Below are 15260 nucleotides of genomic sequence, written 5' to 3' on the forward strand. Positions count from 1 at the left end.
AACTTAGAGCATTGGGATGAGTCATTGGTTTGTGACCAATAACTCATCCCGAATAACTGCTAACTGAAACTTTAGTTTAGGATGCTTCTTCCAGTTCTTCGTCTTCAGCGCCTTCTTCTCTATCCAGTTGTCGCAGATGAATGTGCTTCCGTCCCAGAGAGATTTCAAACTCATCCCCTGCCCTTAGACCCATTTGTTTGGTGTAGGCAGAACCAATCAATAAGTTGCCGTTCGATTGCACGCTGATTTTATAGCTGGCACTTCGACCGCCACGCCCGTTCCCATTTTGTTTGCCGTCTAACTCAATTCCTTCAGCATCAATGAGAGCATTCAGGAACTTCATCATATTCACCCGCTCTACACCGCTTTTGGTAACAGTGTAGTAACCGCAGGCTCTAGCCTTTTCTTCTTTGCTGAGGTTTTCTAGCTCTTTAACTTTCTTGACTAGCGCTTCCCCAGTTAGGGGATCGATCTTTTTCTTTTTATTCATCAACTTGGAGCGAAAAGTAAGGAATACAGAGTGTGTACAGTGTTTTGGACTGACTGTTTCTAAGCTATTTTTAGCTTAGCTTTATATCAGCTCATAAAACTATATCACACGGATTGAGGAAAGCTAGTTAAATAAGACCGTTAATTTATTAAGCAGCAACCTTTTTGATCCAAGTTCTTGCTGAAGCATAAATATTTGTACCTTGCGAATAACCGAAGCATCTTGATGATCGGAGTTCCTCACAGCATCAACCTGAGAAAAAATGAAGGGGTACGCTGTAGGGTAGTCGTTAGTCTATCATTAGCGATCGCTTCTCAGTTATTTTTTTCTTCCATTGACTATCAACCCATGACCGCTGATTAATTATCCATTACCCTAAGGAATATTTTCCAGGATGAAGCTGACAACCCGTGGACACTACAGTGTTAAAGCGCTGCTGGATTTGAGTTTACAACCTGGGTATGGACCGACTTCAGTAAAAGCGATCGCAACTCGGCAAGACTTACCTGCACCCTATCTGGAAAAATTGTTGATAGAGTTGCGTCGATCCGGGTTAGTTCAATCAGTTCGAGGTGCCCACGGGGGATATCAACTGTCCCGCGCCCCGGCACAAATTTCCCTGGGACAAATATTAGAAGCAGTCGGTGAAACGATTGAACCCCTACCTCGTCATACCCCAGACGCAGAGCTTGCTGAGGATTGGGTAACGTTTACACTTTGGCACCGATTGCATCAAAAACTTAAAGAAGCGCTGTACAGTATTACACTGGCAGACCTTTACTATGACGCTCGCAGCTGGCAAGCAGCCCAAGGCGAAGAAACCAGTTTTGTTGTATAGAAACTGTCAGCGAATCTCTAGCAGCTTTGGTGTTGTGAATTTCCAAGATTTATTTGCCGCGGTTCCGATCCCTCACCCCTCAGTCTTATCATTAGCGATCGCTTCTCTTTTGGATTACATCATCGGTGATCCGTGGGGTTGGCCTCACCCAGTCCGAGTCATGGGCGGACTAATTTCTCGCTACAGCCAGATGACTTTCGGATTATTTAGTCATCCTCTTATGCTCCGATGGGCTGGAGTATTTTTGGGAATTGGACTGATAACTGGTAGCTACTGGATGGGGTGGCTAATCGTTCAAGCAGCGAACTGGGTGCATCCTTTTTTAGGAATTGTCATAGAAAGTATTTTACTCGCCAGTTGTTTCGCCGGTCGAAGTTTAAGAGCTGCCGCTGAAGATGTCTTGCAACCCCTCAATGAGAACGATCTTGTCAGAGCGCGTTCTAAGTTAAGCCAATATGTAGGGCGTGATACTGAAAATCTTCAAAAAACAGAAATTCTTCGGGCTGTTTTGGAAACTGTCACAGAAAATGCTACCGATGGAGTGATGGCACCCCTTTTTTATGCGATTATCGGGACATTTTTACCTATACTCGGAACGGTTCCTCTCGCCCTTGCCTACAAAGCCGCCAGTACCTTAGATTCAATGGTCGGTTATCGAGAAGCACCCTACACCGATTTGGGTTGGTTTAGTGCCAAATTAGAAGATATCTTGACTTGGTTGCCCTGCCGATTCACGGTGATTACTCTGGCTTTACTATCTAGAAAACCTGGGTATGTTTGGAGGATTTGTCAACGCGATGCGACGAAAGATCCTAGTCCCAACTCTGGCTGGAGTGAGTGCGCCTATGCGGCAATTTTGGGCGTTCAGGTGGGGGGAACAAATTGGTATCGTGGCGTTGCCAAACACAAAGCCTTACTGGGAGATGACCTCCAGCCGATTAATGCAGAATGCATTCAACGAGCCTTGCAGTTAACGCGATATAATTTTTTGATTTGGTTGGGGATAGCGATCGCCATCTTGCTGTTGTTGGAGTTTAGAAGCGGGCGATCGCTCGGAATCAACTGGATGACTTTTTAATCGCCCTATCAGGTGAACTCAACAGGCGATGGCTATTGGCTAGGTGCAAGCATATCTTTGAATATAGAGCAACCAGTTGAAGGGTAATCAATCACTGATTCATCTGGGAAAGCGATCGCACTTTTGGCGCAGTGGGTCAAGTGAAATGCCAATGCGGGGATGCGACCCAAAAAACTAACCCCCGCTAAACCCCTGTAGCGATCGCCTAAGTCCGAGCTACGAAGTCATCATCTGCGACTAAAACGATGGAAACTCTTGCATATCTTCATTTATCTGCCAACTACGAAAACCCTAACTCGGAACCTCACCCATTCAAACTGTTCCCAAAAATGAATCGGAACCCGCTTCCGAGTTCAGCTTGGATTCGGTTACTATCAGTTGCCCTTGCCTTATCCGTTATCGGTACAGCCGGTCAGGCATTGGCACTCCAGAGAGGGAATAGCGGTTCTCAAGTCGCCACGCTTCAGAGAAATCTGAAAATTGCAGGCTTCTATAACGGTCCGGTTACTGGATACTACGGTCAATTGACACGGGCATCCGTCAGCAATTTTCAGCGAGCGGTTGGGCTGAACGCTGATGGTATCGCTGGCTCTAGAACTCTAGCAGCGCTAGAAAATCGGGGTGGTGGTTATGATGAACCGATTACAGGGGGTGGTTTTGGCAGCAGCACCCTGCGACGTGGCAGTAGCGGTTCCTCCGTAACCAGGCTTCAAAATACGTTGAAAGCCTTGGGCTATTACAATGGGCCAATTACTGGATACTATGGTCGCTTGACCGAGACATCTGTCAGCAGATTTCAGCAAGCTAGAGGGCTATTCGCTGACGGAATTGTTGGGCAAAGAACCAAAGCAGCGCTTGCTGCTGACTAATTGCTGCCTAATTTTATCCCTTGATGAGATTGAGCTATCTATTTAAATGAGATAACTCTCTGTTCCTGCCAGGAACAGAGAGTTATTTTTGTTGAAATGATGACGATGATGGTTAATCTGAGCTTGTACACTGAGGCTGTAATTTGCCCGCAGTTATCATCGGATTTTCCTAAACCATGTCTCCCGAAGTTGTAGAAATTCTTTCCGCAGACGAAATCCGTCGAACCCTCAATCGTATTGCTTCCCAGGTGGTAGAGAAGTCACGAGACTTGTCTGAGTTAGTGCTAGTAGGGGTTTATACCAGAGGCGCTGTATTAGCCAATCTGTTGGCTCGTCAGATAGAAGCGCTCGAACAAGTGCAAGTGCCCGTAGGGGCGCTGGATATCACCTTCTATCGGGATGATTTAGATCAAATTGGCATTCGTACACCCGCCAAAACTGACATCCCCTTCGATCTCTCTGGCAAGACGGTAGTGTTGGTGGATGATGTCATTTATCGAGGGCGTACTGCTCGTGCTGCCCTGAATGCGGTGAATGATTATGGTAGACCGGCAGCAATTTGGTTAGCGGTTCTGGTGGATAGGGGGCAGCGGGAGTTACCCATTCACCCGGATTTCACTGGCAAGAAGTTGCCAACGTCCAAAGAAGAACAGGTGAAGGTTTACGTACAAGAGATAGATGGACGAGATGCTGTGGAATTATTAAAGGTTTAAGCGATCTGTCTTCGGTTTCCTTGTTGTGTTGGTGGGAAAATCGAGATTGTTAATAAACCAGTCTAGACAGATTTGTCAGGCACTGTCTATGCAGAATGTTGGAGATAGGAGATTGATTAATAACCCGGCTCTTACCAAAGAAACCCAGTCCCGAAAGGCAGATCATCTAAAGATTTGTCTCGATGAAGATGTACAATTTCGCTCCACGACGAATGGGTTGGAAGGCTACCGCTTTACCCACTGTTGTTTGCCGGAGTTGGATCAAAGTGAAGTTGATATCTCAACAACCTTTTTAGGAAAACAGCTCGGTGCGCCTTTGCTCATTTCTTCGATGACGGGGGGAACGGAACTGGCGAGGATGATTAATTATCGTCTAGCTGCTGCGGCGCAACGCTATAAACTGGCGATGGGCGTGGGTTCGCAACGGGTGGCGGTGGAGAATCCGCAGGTTGCTTCAACTTTTGCTGTGCGATCGCTGGCTCCCGATATTCTCCTATTTGCTAACCTGGGCGCGGTGCAACTTAACTATACCTATGGCATTGATGAATGTCTGCGCTCAATTGACTTGCTAGAGGCAGATGCTTTGATTTTGCATCTCAATGCCTTGCAAGAGTGCATTCAACCCAGAGGTGACACTAACTTCCGAGGACTGCTTGACAAAATAAAAAATCTATGTAATAAGTTACCAGTACCTGTGATTGTCAAAGAGGTGGGAAATGGCATCTCAGCGGCGATCGCGCAGAAGTTGATTGATGCGGGTGTGAGCGCCATTGACGTTGCCGGTGCCGGTGGGACATCATGGGCAAAGGTGGAGAGTGAACGGGCTGAAAATGCCCAGCAGCGCCGGTTAGGACTAACATTTGCTGATTGGGGTTTGCCCACAGCAGAATGCATTACCAGTATTCGAGCCATTGCCCCAAATATTCCCTTGATTGCCTCCGGGGGATTACGCAACGGTCTGGAAGTGGCAAAAGCGATCGCGCTAGGAGCCGATCTGGCGGGTCTGGCGTGGCCTTTTCTCCAGGCAACCGTAGAATCGGAAGACGCCCTTGATGCTTTGGTTGAAGTGTTAGTCGCTGAAATCACCACTGTATTATTCTGCACCGGCAATCCCACCTTGTCTGCACTGAAACAGTCTGGCGCGTTGCAACCATTACGATAACTGTGTTGGCAATGGGAAAGCGATTAGTGAATTCAAAACTCAAAACTTTTACCCATTCCCAATTCCCCATTACCCTAACCCCAGCCTAATGCGTAGTTTCCTAAAACAAACCTTTGCTAGCTTACTTGGAAGCCTATTCGGACTCATCCTATTTTTTGGTTTGGGAACGAGCGGGCTAATCTTGTTGTTGATTGCGGTGGCATCGAAAGATACAGGACCGGAAGTTGAGGATAAATCGGTACTGGTGATCGATCAATCCTTGACGATTACGGATAGCGATCCGATATCCAGCACCAGCCAAGCAATCAGTGAAGCTTTATCGGGTGAGGAGAATAAAACCGTGCGGCTGCGAACGGTTTTAGATGCGATCGCTCAGGCAACTAAGGATAAGCGGATTGTAGGCGTATATTTAGATGGCAGTGGTTCCTCTAGTTCTAGCACCGGGTTTGCGACACTCAAAGAAGTCCGTTCGGCGCTGGAAAAATTCCGCAAGTCCGGGAAAAAGATTGTTGCCTACAACATGGATTTGGGGAAACGGGAATATTATTTAAGCTCAGTGGCAGACACCATTGTGATGAACCCGTTGGGAACAATCGAAATGAACGGTCTGCGTTCTGAGTCGATATTTCTGACAGGAGCCTTGCAAAAGTACGGAGTTGGGGTTCAGGTGATCCGGGTCGGGAAATTTAAGGCAGCGGTGGAACCCTATGTACTCACTAAACTGAGTCCGGAGAACCGACAACAAACTCAGAATTTGTTGGGTGATTTGTGGGGAGACTTTCTGACAACGGTGAGCCAGGGTCGAAAATTAAACCCAAAACAGCTACAAGCGATCGCAGACACTCAAGGAATATTAACCGCACCGGATGCGAAAAAACGTGGCTTTGTGGATCAAGTAGCGTATCTAGATCAGGTGGTGGCAGACCTGAAAAAGCTGACTGGCAGGACAGAAGAAGATAAATCATTTCGTCAAATTAACCTCGCCACTTACGCCAGAGCGACTCAAAGCGAGGGTACAAATCGCACTTCTGACAATAAAATTGCCCTACTTTACGCTGAAGGCGAAATCGTGGACGGTGAAGGCACCTCTCGGCAAGTCGGAGGCGATCGCTTTGCCAGACAGCTGCGACGGCTGCGGCTTGATAAAGATGTGAAGGCAGTCGTGCTACGGGTAAATAGTCCCGGCGGTAGCGCCTCGGCATCCGAGGTGATTCAGCGAGAGGTGCGGCTGACTCGTCAGGTGAAGCCAATCATCGTTTCTATGGGCGATGTAGCAGCATCCGGTGGCTACTGGATTTCCACCTATGCTAACCAGATTTACGCCGAACCAAATACCATCACTGGCTCGATTGGTGTCTTTGGGATGCTGCTCAATTTCCAAAAGCTGGCGAATAATAATGGCATCACCTGGGATGTCGTCAAAACTTCCAAACTTGCTGACAGCACCACGGTTTCTCGTCCCAAAACGCCTCAAGAGTTGGCGATTCATCAGCAATTTGTCAACCAGATTTACGGTCAGTTCCTCAACAAAGTAGCGGATTCTCGAAAACTCTCAAAGCAGAAAGTCGCTGAGATTGCCCAAGGGCGAGTGTGGTCGGGTCAAGATGCCAAGCAACTGGGACTGGTTGATCGGATTGGCGGCATTGATGATGCCATCCAATCTGCTGCTGTTACTGCTAAACTAGGCGAAAATTGGGAGCTGGAAGAGTATCCTAAGGTTCGCAGCCTGGAACAACGTATTTTGAAACAGTTTGCGGGTGGCGAAAATGCCCAAATCAAGGAACCATCCGACCTCCTGAGTGCAGAACTCCTCAAGTTACAAGAGGAATTGATGGCTCTCAAAATAATGAACGATCCCAGAGGTATTTACGCCCGTTTGCCCTATAATTTGCGAATTGATTAGTGCAACGTCCGGAATAGGCAGTTGAAAATGTGGAATATACGGTAACAGTCTGCCAATAGGTAGAGTAGACTGAACGGAACAGCCCACCCAATTATTAAAAGCATCTATCTATGGATAGAAAATCTAACCGCTTTGTCCTGCTGATGGTTTCTTGTAGTGCTGCTGGTATCCTTGTGGGAGGCGTCTCCAACTGGATAGATAGTAATCAGTGTCTGCAAGCAAAAGTGCCGACCAGTGAATGCTTGATGCAAGACCCCACGAGCCGAACGATTCAAGGAATGTCTATGGGTTTGATAGCTGGAGCAGGAGCAGCGCTGGGTGCTACTTTGCAGCTAAAGCGGGAAGAAGATTAAGAAGTTTGCTGTTGGTAATGAAAGTATCGCTAATTGATAAGATATCTCCAACACTTAGCCATACTTTCATTCAGATATAGAACTTACGCAGAGATCCCCCTTGCATCCCCCTTTAAAAGGGGGATTTTTCCATTTTCCGCTTCTCTCCAATTTATCTTTCAGTGCGTAAGTCTTGGCATATTAAAATCGATAATGGCGATCGCTTACCCAGAAGCTAATCGGGACTGCACGACCTTGGGCATCCACTTTCGCTTCCACGACAATCGATTGCCGTTGTCTGCCCCCTTGGGCTTGATGAATATCCTGGTTAATTTCATCCCGCCGCGCTTCTGGCATATAGTAGCTTTCTAAACCGTAGTCGATGGAGTTACCGCTAGATTTGCCCTTTAAAGCTATCTGATTGGCAGGTAAAGATTTAGGCATTTTGCTGCTTACCCGCACAGGTTTCCACGCTTGAGGAGAATTGGCTTTAGCAGCATCAGGTGCTTCTAAAATCACATAGAAGCGAATTCCTGTAGGTAAAGAATTTAATGGCGGTACAGACGAGGGCAAATCCGTTGCTTTTGCTTCGAGGTGTTGTTTCACTAACGCTTTCCACCCCGGAAGCGATCGCAAATTCTCTTGACGCGAGATGTTATAGCTTAGCGTCTGCGAATAGCCACGCAAGAAATCGTAAGGGTCTACGGGAACCGTCTTGAGGACGACCGTTTTCCCGGTGAGGGTGGTATAAAATGGCCCAGCAGGTGCGGCAAGAACAATCGCTGTTTGGAACAGAAGAGGCACCCAGAGTCTCCAAGCAGGCATTCGCTTTGGAAGTTGCTGCTCTACGAGAGTCGGAGTGATTGAAGATGATTGAGAAGTGTGGCGCATTAAAAATCCTCTCACTCAATTTTTAATTTCTAACGTACGGACATAGCGCTCGAACCAAAGCCCAATCGCGATCGCTGTGACACCGCAGAGAATAAACAGCAGGGATTTGAAGACTAATCCCGTCGCAGACAGCACAAACCAAGTCAGAATTCGCAGAATTAAGAGCATCATGCCCCCCCAGAAGGCGCTGCGTTCTGCTTGTGTTAGCCCTTGGCGCATCAATCCCGCGGCTAACAAGAACAACAGCACATTGCCAATAAAAGTGGCAAGCAAGGGAATTGGCTGGACGGTGAGATGCCAAATAGGTATCCCCGCCATAAAGCAGATAAAGACACCGATGGCAATTGTGGTCAGAATTTCCTCCCGACGAGTGCGAGGGCTTCTACTAAGCCACATCAGACGCAACCACGCAAAGATTGCCAAACCACTCAAAATCACGACATCCACCAAGGGAAACCAGGTAACTCTCGCAGATTTCTCCGCAGAAGACATTTGGGATAAAACACCCCAGAACCAAAGTGAGGATGACAGATAAAGTACGACGCTTAGGAATATCAGCGCCAAACGACGGGCGAGGGGTCTAAAGGAACCTCCCCAGCTTCCCCCTTGCCAAGAGGCGGGGAAGATTTGGTTTGGCTTAGGAACCCGGTTGAAGTCACTGTAGACCCACAGCGAGTCATCATAGGCCCACAAAAGCGCGGGGGGCAGTGCCAAGGCGATCGCTAAGACTAAACCCGTAGACTTCAGGGAAAATAGATTGAAAAGTCCTAAGCTGAGCGGTCGGAGGTTGGCTTCTAAGGAAGAAATAACTGCGATCGCTGCCAGTCCAAAAATAACGCGAGAACGACACCAGTATGCCAGCGGCACAAACATCAAGCTTGCCAACAGCGGCATATGTTGTCCCATCTGGGATGACCAGGAAAACTCTTCATAATAGTAGGAATTTGACCAGCTTGCCCCTTCCCAGTTCCACCAAAAACTCCAATAACCCAATCCGATAATGATGATTGCCAGCACGCTTAAGGAAGTCAAACGCAGGCTGTAAGCCATTGCTAGCACACCGACTCCCCACGCTAGCAATAACTCATAGACGGGACCGCTGATGTGAAACATCTGACCCATCAGCCCCATATTTGCCCCTAATATGATTGCTCCTAAGAGCAAGAATCCATGACCGAGACGTTGTTGCGCCCCATTCGGACGCCGCCACAGGTAAAAACCAGCAATATTGACGCCGATAAACAAACTCAGTAGCAGCGTCACCTTGCCATTTCGCGGCAACTCCTGCCAGTTCGCTGCCACAAAACTAATCGTCCCTAACCCGATGAGGATACTCCCCAACCCTAACAAGATCATCACAAAGCGATCGCGGGCAGCAGTCTCCAGGCTATTAAATTGATAACGCTCTGATAACTGTTCGTATAGTTGAGCATCAATCAGCCCCTCAGTTCGCCAAAGATTTGCTTCCTGACGTAACTGACGGCGAAATTTATCTGAAACCATAACCCTCAATTACAATCTGCTCTGTAATCTGACTTTCGTGACTATAAACTTAGTTTTAACGCCCTCACATCATTCAATTCAAGGGGATATGACAGTTAAATTCACTATCTACAGATGGAAAAACCTTCTACTTTACTGCTTAAACTCAGTCGGCGTCTATTCGATGACTTAGGCGAACAAGCAAAGTTTCTGGAAGCCTTAATTCATCCTTAACCTTTTCCTCCTTACCTTCTTTGATGTCAAGAAAAACCAGGGAATTTGTCCTTAACTATCCTTGCGCCGACCACTTAGCAACTTACTTTTGTAGACTGCTGACCTCTTTTACTTTAAATAATTTAAGTTTGAATAGCATTTGGTTGATAATTTGTGCTTGGAAAAATCTCCAATTCTTTACAGCCTGTTTGCTCATCCATTGTTCTTAAAAAAGTGAGTTCTTCGCTAGCTCCGATGACAATTTCAGCAGTTGTATAGATAATACAACCTTCCATTAGATGCCCGCCGATGGTTCTTCCTTCTTTATTCGCAATGGCGATATGCAGGTGAATGCCAGCCGCTTCCAAAGTGCCATTGAGAGAAAGAATTTCAAAATTGTCGTTAAAAGCTGTACTATACCTGTGATTTGCAAAGCGAAGAGTCGCTTTTTTTAAGCTACCAATTCCGGTTAAAATAAAGCCCGCTTGAATATTTTGCTTAATTGCAAAATCTTGTAAGCTTTTTTTTAAATCTTGATCTGGCTTTAGACGAATAGCAAATACTTTCATTAATTAAAAACTGGTAAATATACTGGGATTATGGGGATAATTACTAATTGTATCGGTAATTCCACCATACCCGTGATGAATTGCCATTCCTAAAATATGCGTAAAGGCTTCTACTTTATATTGATAGGATGCAAACTGTGCCTGAATTGCCGCCTCAGTGTCAAAATCTGAAAGAACAGGTCGAGACTATACTACAACTGCTGCATCAGGAGCCGTCTCTGCGATCGCAAGATGTTACACCCGTACAGACATCTCTCGGTAAAGCGATTTCCCCTAAGTTTGAGATTGTATTTGCGGGTGCTTTTAGTGCAGGGAAATCGATGCTAATTAACGCTCTGTTAGAGCGGGAATTGCTTTACAGTGCAGAGGGACACGCTACAGGTACGGAATGTAAAATTGAGTACGCCAAACCAGATAAAGAACGAGTGGTGCTGACGTTTCTGAGTGAGGTGGAAATTCGGGAACAGGCAAGTGCGGTATCTCAGATGCTGGGATTAGGGACAGCTAGCAATATTAATCAATCTGAAGTGATTCAATTGCTCAGCGATGGATGCCAAGCGATTATCGAGATTGAGGGTGGAGAAAGTAAATCAGAAAGAGCAAAACAAGCGAATGCGCTGATGCTGTTGCTGGAAGGATTTGTTGCCAATCGCGATCGCATCAATACGGTTAATAATGCTACATATTCAATGGAGCAATTTAACTTCTCCAATCTCAAGGAAGCTGCTGGTTATGCTCGCCGTGGGAGCAACAGCGCAGTTTTGAAGCGAATTGAATATTACTGTTATCATCCTCTGTTACGGGATGGTAATGTAATTATTGATACGCCGGGAATTGATGCGCCAGTGGAGAAAGACGCGCAACTTACCTACGCTAAGATTGAGCATCCGGATACTTCAGCAGTGGTGTGCGTTCTTAAACCCGCGTCTGCTGGCGACATGACGAAGGAAGAAACAGAACTGCTGGAGAAAATGCGCTCAAATCCGGGGATACGCGATCGCGTATTCTTTGCCTTCAACCGCATCGATGAAACTTGGTATAATAGCCAGTTAAGGCAACGTTTGGACAGTTTGATTAGCGCTCAGTTTCGGGATACTACTAGGGTTTATAAAACGAGCGGACTGTTAGGATTTTACGGCAGTCAGATTAAACAGACCAGTGGACGCGATCGCTTTGGCTTAGATTCTGTTTTTGCTGATAGCGTTAAAGGCTTGGATGAACGAGAAGAAACACCACAATTTGTTACAGCCTTTAATAACTACTGCGCTAATTCTGGAAAGCTACCCTCTAACAAGTTCCGAATTTCTGTTAATAGCTTTGAATCCCCAAATGAAAATTACGTGCGGATTTTAGCTGAACAAGGTACACCCATCATTCAGCAGTTAATTCAAGATAGTGGAATAGAAGAGTTTCGCGCTGCTATTACAGATTATCTAACTAAAGAAAAGCGTCCTCAACTGTTCAAAAATCTGGCTGACGATCTCGAAGATGCCTGCATTAGCCTAAAGAAATATTACCAAGCTGCGCTGCGCGATTTGGATAGCCAACCCCGCGAAATCGAGGCAATGAAGACGCAGGAATTACAACGCCTCAACCAGCAATTACAGCAAATTGGTCAAGAATTTCACCAGCATATCACAGAAGAATTAAATCAGGTTGTAACAGGTCAATCCAGTTCTTTTGAGGCAGATTTTCGCCAACTGCAATCTCGTATGGTTCGTCGTTTAGATGAGTTGCTAGATACTTTCTCGGTTGCAGATGCTTATAGTCGCGCTATCCTCAGCCATCCCCGCAATTCTACAGCACCATTGATTGCCGTTTTAGTTGAAGAGCTTTATTACTTGGCGAATCAACTAGAGGATATCTTGAAAGAGTCTTGTCAGGAAGTAGTAGCCAACCTATTCCAGCGTTTAATTGAACGAGTTCGGAAATCTGAATACTATCGCCAACTTTATCGTTTACTCGGCAATGATGGCGGGATTGAGCAAAAGTTAAAAGAGATAGAAAAACAGGTTCATGATGCTTTAAAGAATGCAGCGAGTGACGAATGCAATCGTTATGTCCGCGAAAGCCCCCGCTTTTATGATGAAGGTACGTTCTCAATCTATCAATTTCGGCAAACGTTGTTGCAGACTTCCCAAAGCTACGGTTGTGAAAGTATGGTAGCAGCCGAACCAGCAATTCGTCAGTTGTTGAAATTAGATTTTGAGCCAAAAGTGAAGGCGACAATTAGTAGCGGTTTTCCGGCAACCGTTAATCAAATTCTCACGACTAACTTATTGCCAATGGCAGCGCATCAAGCTGATGAAATATTGCAGCAGTACACTCAAGCTCGTGCTTATTTAGAGCAAACGCTAGAACAAGAAGCTGAGGAGAAAATTGCTAACAATCGTCGGTTACAAAGTACAGTTGAACAAAAAGTTGCTGCTTACAACTCGGCGGTTGAAAGTATCAACAGTTGTTTGCAGGCGATAGGATTGTACGATCGTCAACTACCTGTCATTGCTCAATCTGATGCTAGCTCAATTGACTCTAATATAGAAGCTTCCAAAGTTAGCGCAATTGGTAATGGAGTTGTTCATTCAGAAGCATAGTCCACCATAGCCTCAACGATTGGAAATCCCAGCTACACAGACGAAACCCGCCTAGGCGGGTTTCAAATCTATTCCTCCACGCAAGCGAACTTTATTTGTATAGCCGCAAATTATATTTGCCGATTGCTATGGCAATAAATAGTTAGAGATTGATATAAAAAATTGGATAGATTTAATGGATTGTAAGCGAGAATGATGTTTTGTCATTTCCTGAACTATTCAAAGTAGGTAAAGTTAGGCAAGCAGTGAATTAAGTATCCTAGTAGTGTCAGGCATCAATAGATCCACTAATTAAGCGGATAACGGCTTGCCTTTGTACGTCCACTTAAAAATTTTTGCCATCGTGTCATTGAAATAGGCAATCAAGTCCAGAATTCTGGCTTTGAAATCCGCAGTATTGCAGAAACTTGCCCGCCTGAGCAACTTATGCACCAGAATACTGAACTAGAGTTCAATCTGATTGAGTCAAGAGGAATGCTTGGGACTATATTGAAAGACAAGGCGATGGGTGAAAACCTCAAAAACAAAGCGATCGCACCTTGGGGAAAATGGATGCGATCGCGCTTTGGTGAAGATGAATGCGATCGCATTTTGGAAAATGTGGATGCGATCGGACGTATGGGCAAGATTGGCGCGATCATACTAGCTGGTGCTGATTTGGAAGGAACCGCTATCTGCTGCTTACGATTACAGAGTGTGTTATAACCTGTACTAACTTTGAAACATTAAGTATATCAGCCCCCTAAAACCAGTGAGATTAGTCATGACTCAAGAAGCTGAACAAGCAATAGCTTACTACCTAGAAAGATTGGCAGTTAGTCACCAAGCACAGAATCAACAAGAGGAGTTTCGTTGTCTCAAAGGGCTAGCAACTACCTATGAAGGATTGTTCCAATTTCCAAAAGCTATTGAGTATTGGAAGCAGGCTCTTTCCCTATCCTACCGGACAGCAGATAAGAGTGAACAAAAAGTAGCAATTTACTATTTAGGTGAATCTTACCGCCGCCTTAGTCAATTTAATGAGTCCATCGTCCAATTTGAGCAATTACTGAAACTTGCTCGTGACACGGGAGACAAGCAGACTGAAACTTCAGCACTTGCTGGACTAGGAAGTAGTTACAATTATTTGGGGCAATATCAAAAAGCAATCGAGTATCTTCATAAACTTCTCACAATAAGTTGTGAAATCAATGAACGTCATGCACAAGGAGTTGCTTTGCAGGGGTTGGGAAATGCTTGCCTATATCTTGGTCAGTATCAACAGGCACTTGACTATGCCCAACAAGCTCTAATAATTGCCCGTGAAACTAATGATATCAATTTTCAGGGAATTCAACTTTCAATCATTGGTCTTATTTATCAACAGCTACAGCAGTGGAATAAAACAATCGAGTTCTGCCAAAAATCGCTTGAGCTTTCACTTGAAGTTAAGGACAAAGATACTGAAGCCCGTAGTCTTTACCAACTAAGTGGAGCATATAATGGTCTTGGGGCATATGATAAAGCAAAGAACTTCCTTGAACAAGCCTTGACAATTGCTCGTGAGATTGGTGAAAAGAACTTATTAAGTGGTATTTTGAGCTCATTAAGTTTTGTTTACAATCGAACGAATCAGCTTGAGCAGGCGATTGAATATACTCAACAGTCTCTTAACCTCGCACGCGAAATTGGTAGTAGATTGAGTGAAGCTTTGAATCTAAATACCCTTGGAAGTGCTTATACTCAACTAGGCAGATACCAGAAAAGTTTGGAGTACAATAAGCAATCCTTGGCAATTTTCCAAGCTCTTGGTGTGAAGAAAGAAGAGCAAAGACTACTCTACACTGTGGGCAGCAATTGTAATAATTTAGGGCAATATCCTCAAGCAATGGGGTTCTTCCAGTCTGCTCTAAGCTTGGCTCAAGAACTAAAAAATTGCTCTGAAGAAGCTAATGCAAATTTTGCACTAGGTCTAGCTTTTATAAAGCTAGGGCGTAAGGTAGAAGCTATATCTCATTATCGTCAAGCATATATTCTTTACAGGGATCTTGGCGATGCAACTTGGCAACAAAATTCTTTAAAAGCTTTACAACAATTAAACGCAGAAGTTTGAAAAATAAAACAGAATTAAATTTGCTCTTCCTTGT

15 protein-coding genes and 1 pseudogene are annotated in these 15260 nt (G+C 45.3%); 12 read left to right on the forward strand and 4 right to left on the reverse strand.

Going from position 1 to position 15260, the window contains the following annotated elements:
- Positions 1 to 76 precede the first annotated feature (76 nt).
- Positions 77 to 490, reverse strand: coding sequence for an AbrB family transcriptional regulator (locus tag H6H02_RS16705; RefSeq protein WP_190410793.1), 414 nt, complete (start codon positions 488 to 490; stop codon positions 77 to 79).
- Positions 491 to 715: 225 nt separating this feature from the next.
- Here H6H02_RS16705 and H6H02_RS16710 point away from each other — a divergent pair, with 225 nt between their 5' ends.
- The 8 genes from H6H02_RS16710 (at position 716) to H6H02_RS16745 (ending at position 7406) form a co-directional block, all read left to right on the forward strand.
- Positions 716 to 853: a hypothetical protein gene (locus H6H02_RS16710; RefSeq protein ID WP_190819746.1), complete on the forward strand. Its 138-nt coding sequence runs from the start codon at positions 716 to 718 to the stop codon at positions 851 to 853.
- A 31-nt stretch (positions 854 to 884) separates the two neighbouring features.
- Positions 885 to 1328 (forward strand): Rrf2 family transcriptional regulator, encoded by a 444-nt coding sequence (locus H6H02_RS16715; protein ID WP_190819748.1) that lies wholly within the window; start codon positions 885 to 887, stop codon positions 1326 to 1328.
- Complete coding sequence (gene cbiB, locus H6H02_RS16720) at positions 1273 to 2406, forward strand: adenosylcobinamide-phosphate synthase CbiB (RefSeq protein ID WP_190819750.1); 1134 nt, start codon at positions 1273 to 1275, stop codon at positions 2404 to 2406. Before H6H02_RS16715 ends, cbiB begins: the two co-directional genes overlap by 56 nt.
- Positions 2407 to 2651: 245 nt before the next feature.
- On the forward strand, positions 2652 to 3275 hold the full coding sequence (locus H6H02_RS16725) for a peptidoglycan-binding protein (RefSeq protein WP_206757292.1): 624 nt from the start codon (positions 2652 to 2654) through the stop codon (positions 3273 to 3275).
- A gap of 176 nt (positions 3276 to 3451) precedes the next feature.
- Positions 3452 to 3988, forward strand: a complete 537-nt coding sequence (gene pyrR, locus H6H02_RS16730; RefSeq protein WP_190819754.1) for a bifunctional pyr operon transcriptional regulator/uracil phosphoribosyltransferase PyrR — start codon at positions 3452 to 3454, stop codon at positions 3986 to 3988.
- An 88-nt stretch (positions 3989 to 4076) separates the two neighbouring features.
- A complete protein-coding gene (gene fni, locus H6H02_RS16735) occupies positions 4077 to 5150 on the forward strand; it encodes a type 2 isopentenyl-diphosphate Delta-isomerase (RefSeq protein WP_190819756.1) in 1074 nt (357 codons plus the stop codon).
- 88 nt (positions 5151 to 5238) lie between these two features.
- Positions 5239 to 7053, forward strand: a complete 1815-nt coding sequence (gene sppA / locus H6H02_RS16740; protein ID WP_190819759.1) for a signal peptide peptidase SppA — start codon at positions 5239 to 5241, stop codon at positions 7051 to 7053.
- Between the two features lie 110 nt (positions 7054 to 7163).
- The gene (locus tag H6H02_RS16745; protein ID WP_190819761.1) at positions 7164 to 7406 is read left to right on the forward strand and encodes a hypothetical protein; all 243 of its coding nucleotides are present in this window, start codon (positions 7164 to 7166) and stop codon (positions 7404 to 7406) included.
- Between the two features lie 180 nt (positions 7407 to 7586).
- Here H6H02_RS16745 and H6H02_RS16750 read toward each other — a convergent pair whose 3' ends face one another.
- Both H6H02_RS16750 and H6H02_RS16755 read right to left on the reverse strand, forming a co-directional pair.
- On the reverse strand, positions 7587 to 8276 hold the full coding sequence (locus H6H02_RS16750; RefSeq protein ID WP_199329271.1) for a GDYXXLXY domain-containing protein: 690 nt from the start codon (positions 8274 to 8276) through the stop codon (positions 7587 to 7589).
- A 15-nt stretch (positions 8277 to 8291) separates the two neighbouring features.
- Positions 8292 to 9779, reverse strand: a complete 1488-nt coding sequence (locus H6H02_RS16755; protein WP_190819763.1) for a DUF2157 domain-containing protein — start codon at positions 9777 to 9779, stop codon at positions 8292 to 8294.
- Positions 9780 to 9893: 114 nt separating this feature from the next.
- Here H6H02_RS16755 and H6H02_RS27920 point away from each other — a divergent pair.
- A pseudogene (locus H6H02_RS27920) lies at positions 9894 to 9989 on the forward strand (RsmB/NOP family class I SAM-dependent RNA methyltransferase); the annotation flags it as partial.
- 125 nt (positions 9990 to 10114) lie between these two features.
- Here H6H02_RS27920 and H6H02_RS16765 read toward each other — a convergent pair.
- Positions 10115 to 10540 (reverse strand): PPC domain-containing DNA-binding protein, encoded by a 426-nt coding sequence (locus H6H02_RS16765; RefSeq protein ID WP_190819765.1) that lies wholly within the window; start codon positions 10538 to 10540, stop codon positions 10115 to 10117.
- 137 nt (positions 10541 to 10677) lie between these two features.
- Between H6H02_RS16765 and H6H02_RS16770 the strand changes: the two genes are divergently transcribed.
- The 3 genes from H6H02_RS16770 to H6H02_RS16780 all read left to right on the forward strand — a co-directional run bounded on the left by H6H02_RS16770 (position 10678) and on the right by H6H02_RS16780 (position 15226).
- Complete coding sequence (locus H6H02_RS16770) at positions 10678 to 13134, forward strand: dynamin family protein (RefSeq protein ID WP_190819822.1); 2457 nt, start codon at positions 10678 to 10680, stop codon at positions 13132 to 13134.
- A gap of 426 nt (positions 13135 to 13560) precedes the next feature.
- Entirely contained in the window at positions 13561 to 13839 is a 279-nt protein-coding gene (locus H6H02_RS16775; protein WP_190819767.1) for a hypothetical protein, read from the forward strand.
- Between the two features lie 58 nt (positions 13840 to 13897).
- Positions 13898 to 15226, forward strand: a complete 1329-nt coding sequence (locus tag H6H02_RS16780; protein ID WP_190819769.1) for a tetratricopeptide repeat protein — start codon at positions 13898 to 13900, stop codon at positions 15224 to 15226.
- The last annotated feature ends 34 nt before the right edge of the window (positions 15227 to 15260 follow it).

Origin of the sequence: Coleofasciculus sp. FACHB-1120 (assembly GCF_014698845.1) — a bacterium.
Lineage (GTDB): Bacteria > Cyanobacteriota > Cyanobacteriia > Cyanobacteriales > FACHB-T130 > FACHB-T130.

Coding starts and splice junctions, on each gene's coding strand:
- H6H02_RS16725 (WP_206757292.1), top strand. CDS start 2,652: ATGGAAACTCTTGCATATCTTCATTTATCTGCCAACTACGAAAACCCT.
- H6H02_RS16780 (WP_190819769.1), top strand. CDS start 13,898: ATGACTCAAGAAGCTGAACAAGCAATAGCTTACTACCTAGAAAGATTG.
- cbiB (WP_190819750.1), top strand. CDS start 1,273: ATGACGCTCGCAGCTGGCAAGCAGCCCAAGGCGAAGAAACCAGTTTTG.
- H6H02_RS16775 (WP_190819767.1), top strand. CDS start 13,561: ATGCACCAGAATACTGAACTAGAGTTCAATCTGATTGAGTCAAGAGGA.
- H6H02_RS16765 (WP_190819765.1), bottom strand. CDS start 10,540: ATGAAAGTATTTGCTATTCGTCTAAAGCCAGATCAAGATTTAAAAAAA.
- H6H02_RS16755 (WP_190819763.1), bottom strand. CDS start 9,779: ATGGTTTCAGATAAATTTCGCCGTCAGTTACGTCAGGAAGCAAATCTT.
- H6H02_RS16715 (WP_190819748.1), top strand. CDS start 885: ATGAAGCTGACAACCCGTGGACACTACAGTGTTAAAGCGCTGCTGGAT.
- fni (WP_190819756.1), top strand. CDS start 4,077: ATGCAGAATGTTGGAGATAGGAGATTGATTAATAACCCGGCTCTTACC.
- H6H02_RS16745 (WP_190819761.1), top strand. CDS start 7,164: ATGGATAGAAAATCTAACCGCTTTGTCCTGCTGATGGTTTCTTGTAGT.
- H6H02_RS16705 (WP_190410793.1), bottom strand. CDS start 490: ATGAATAAAAAGAAAAAGATCGATCCCCTAACTGGGGAAGCGCTAGTC.
- pyrR (WP_190819754.1), top strand. CDS start 3,452: ATGTCTCCCGAAGTTGTAGAAATTCTTTCCGCAGACGAAATCCGTCGA.
- H6H02_RS16710 (WP_190819746.1), top strand. CDS start 716: ATGATCGGAGTTCCTCACAGCATCAACCTGAGAAAAAATGAAGGGGTA.
- H6H02_RS16750 (WP_199329271.1), bottom strand. CDS start 8,276: ATGCGCCACACTTCTCAATCATCTTCAATCACTCCGACTCTCGTAGAG.
- sppA (WP_190819759.1), top strand. CDS start 5,239: ATGCGTAGTTTCCTAAAACAAACCTTTGCTAGCTTACTTGGAAGCCTA.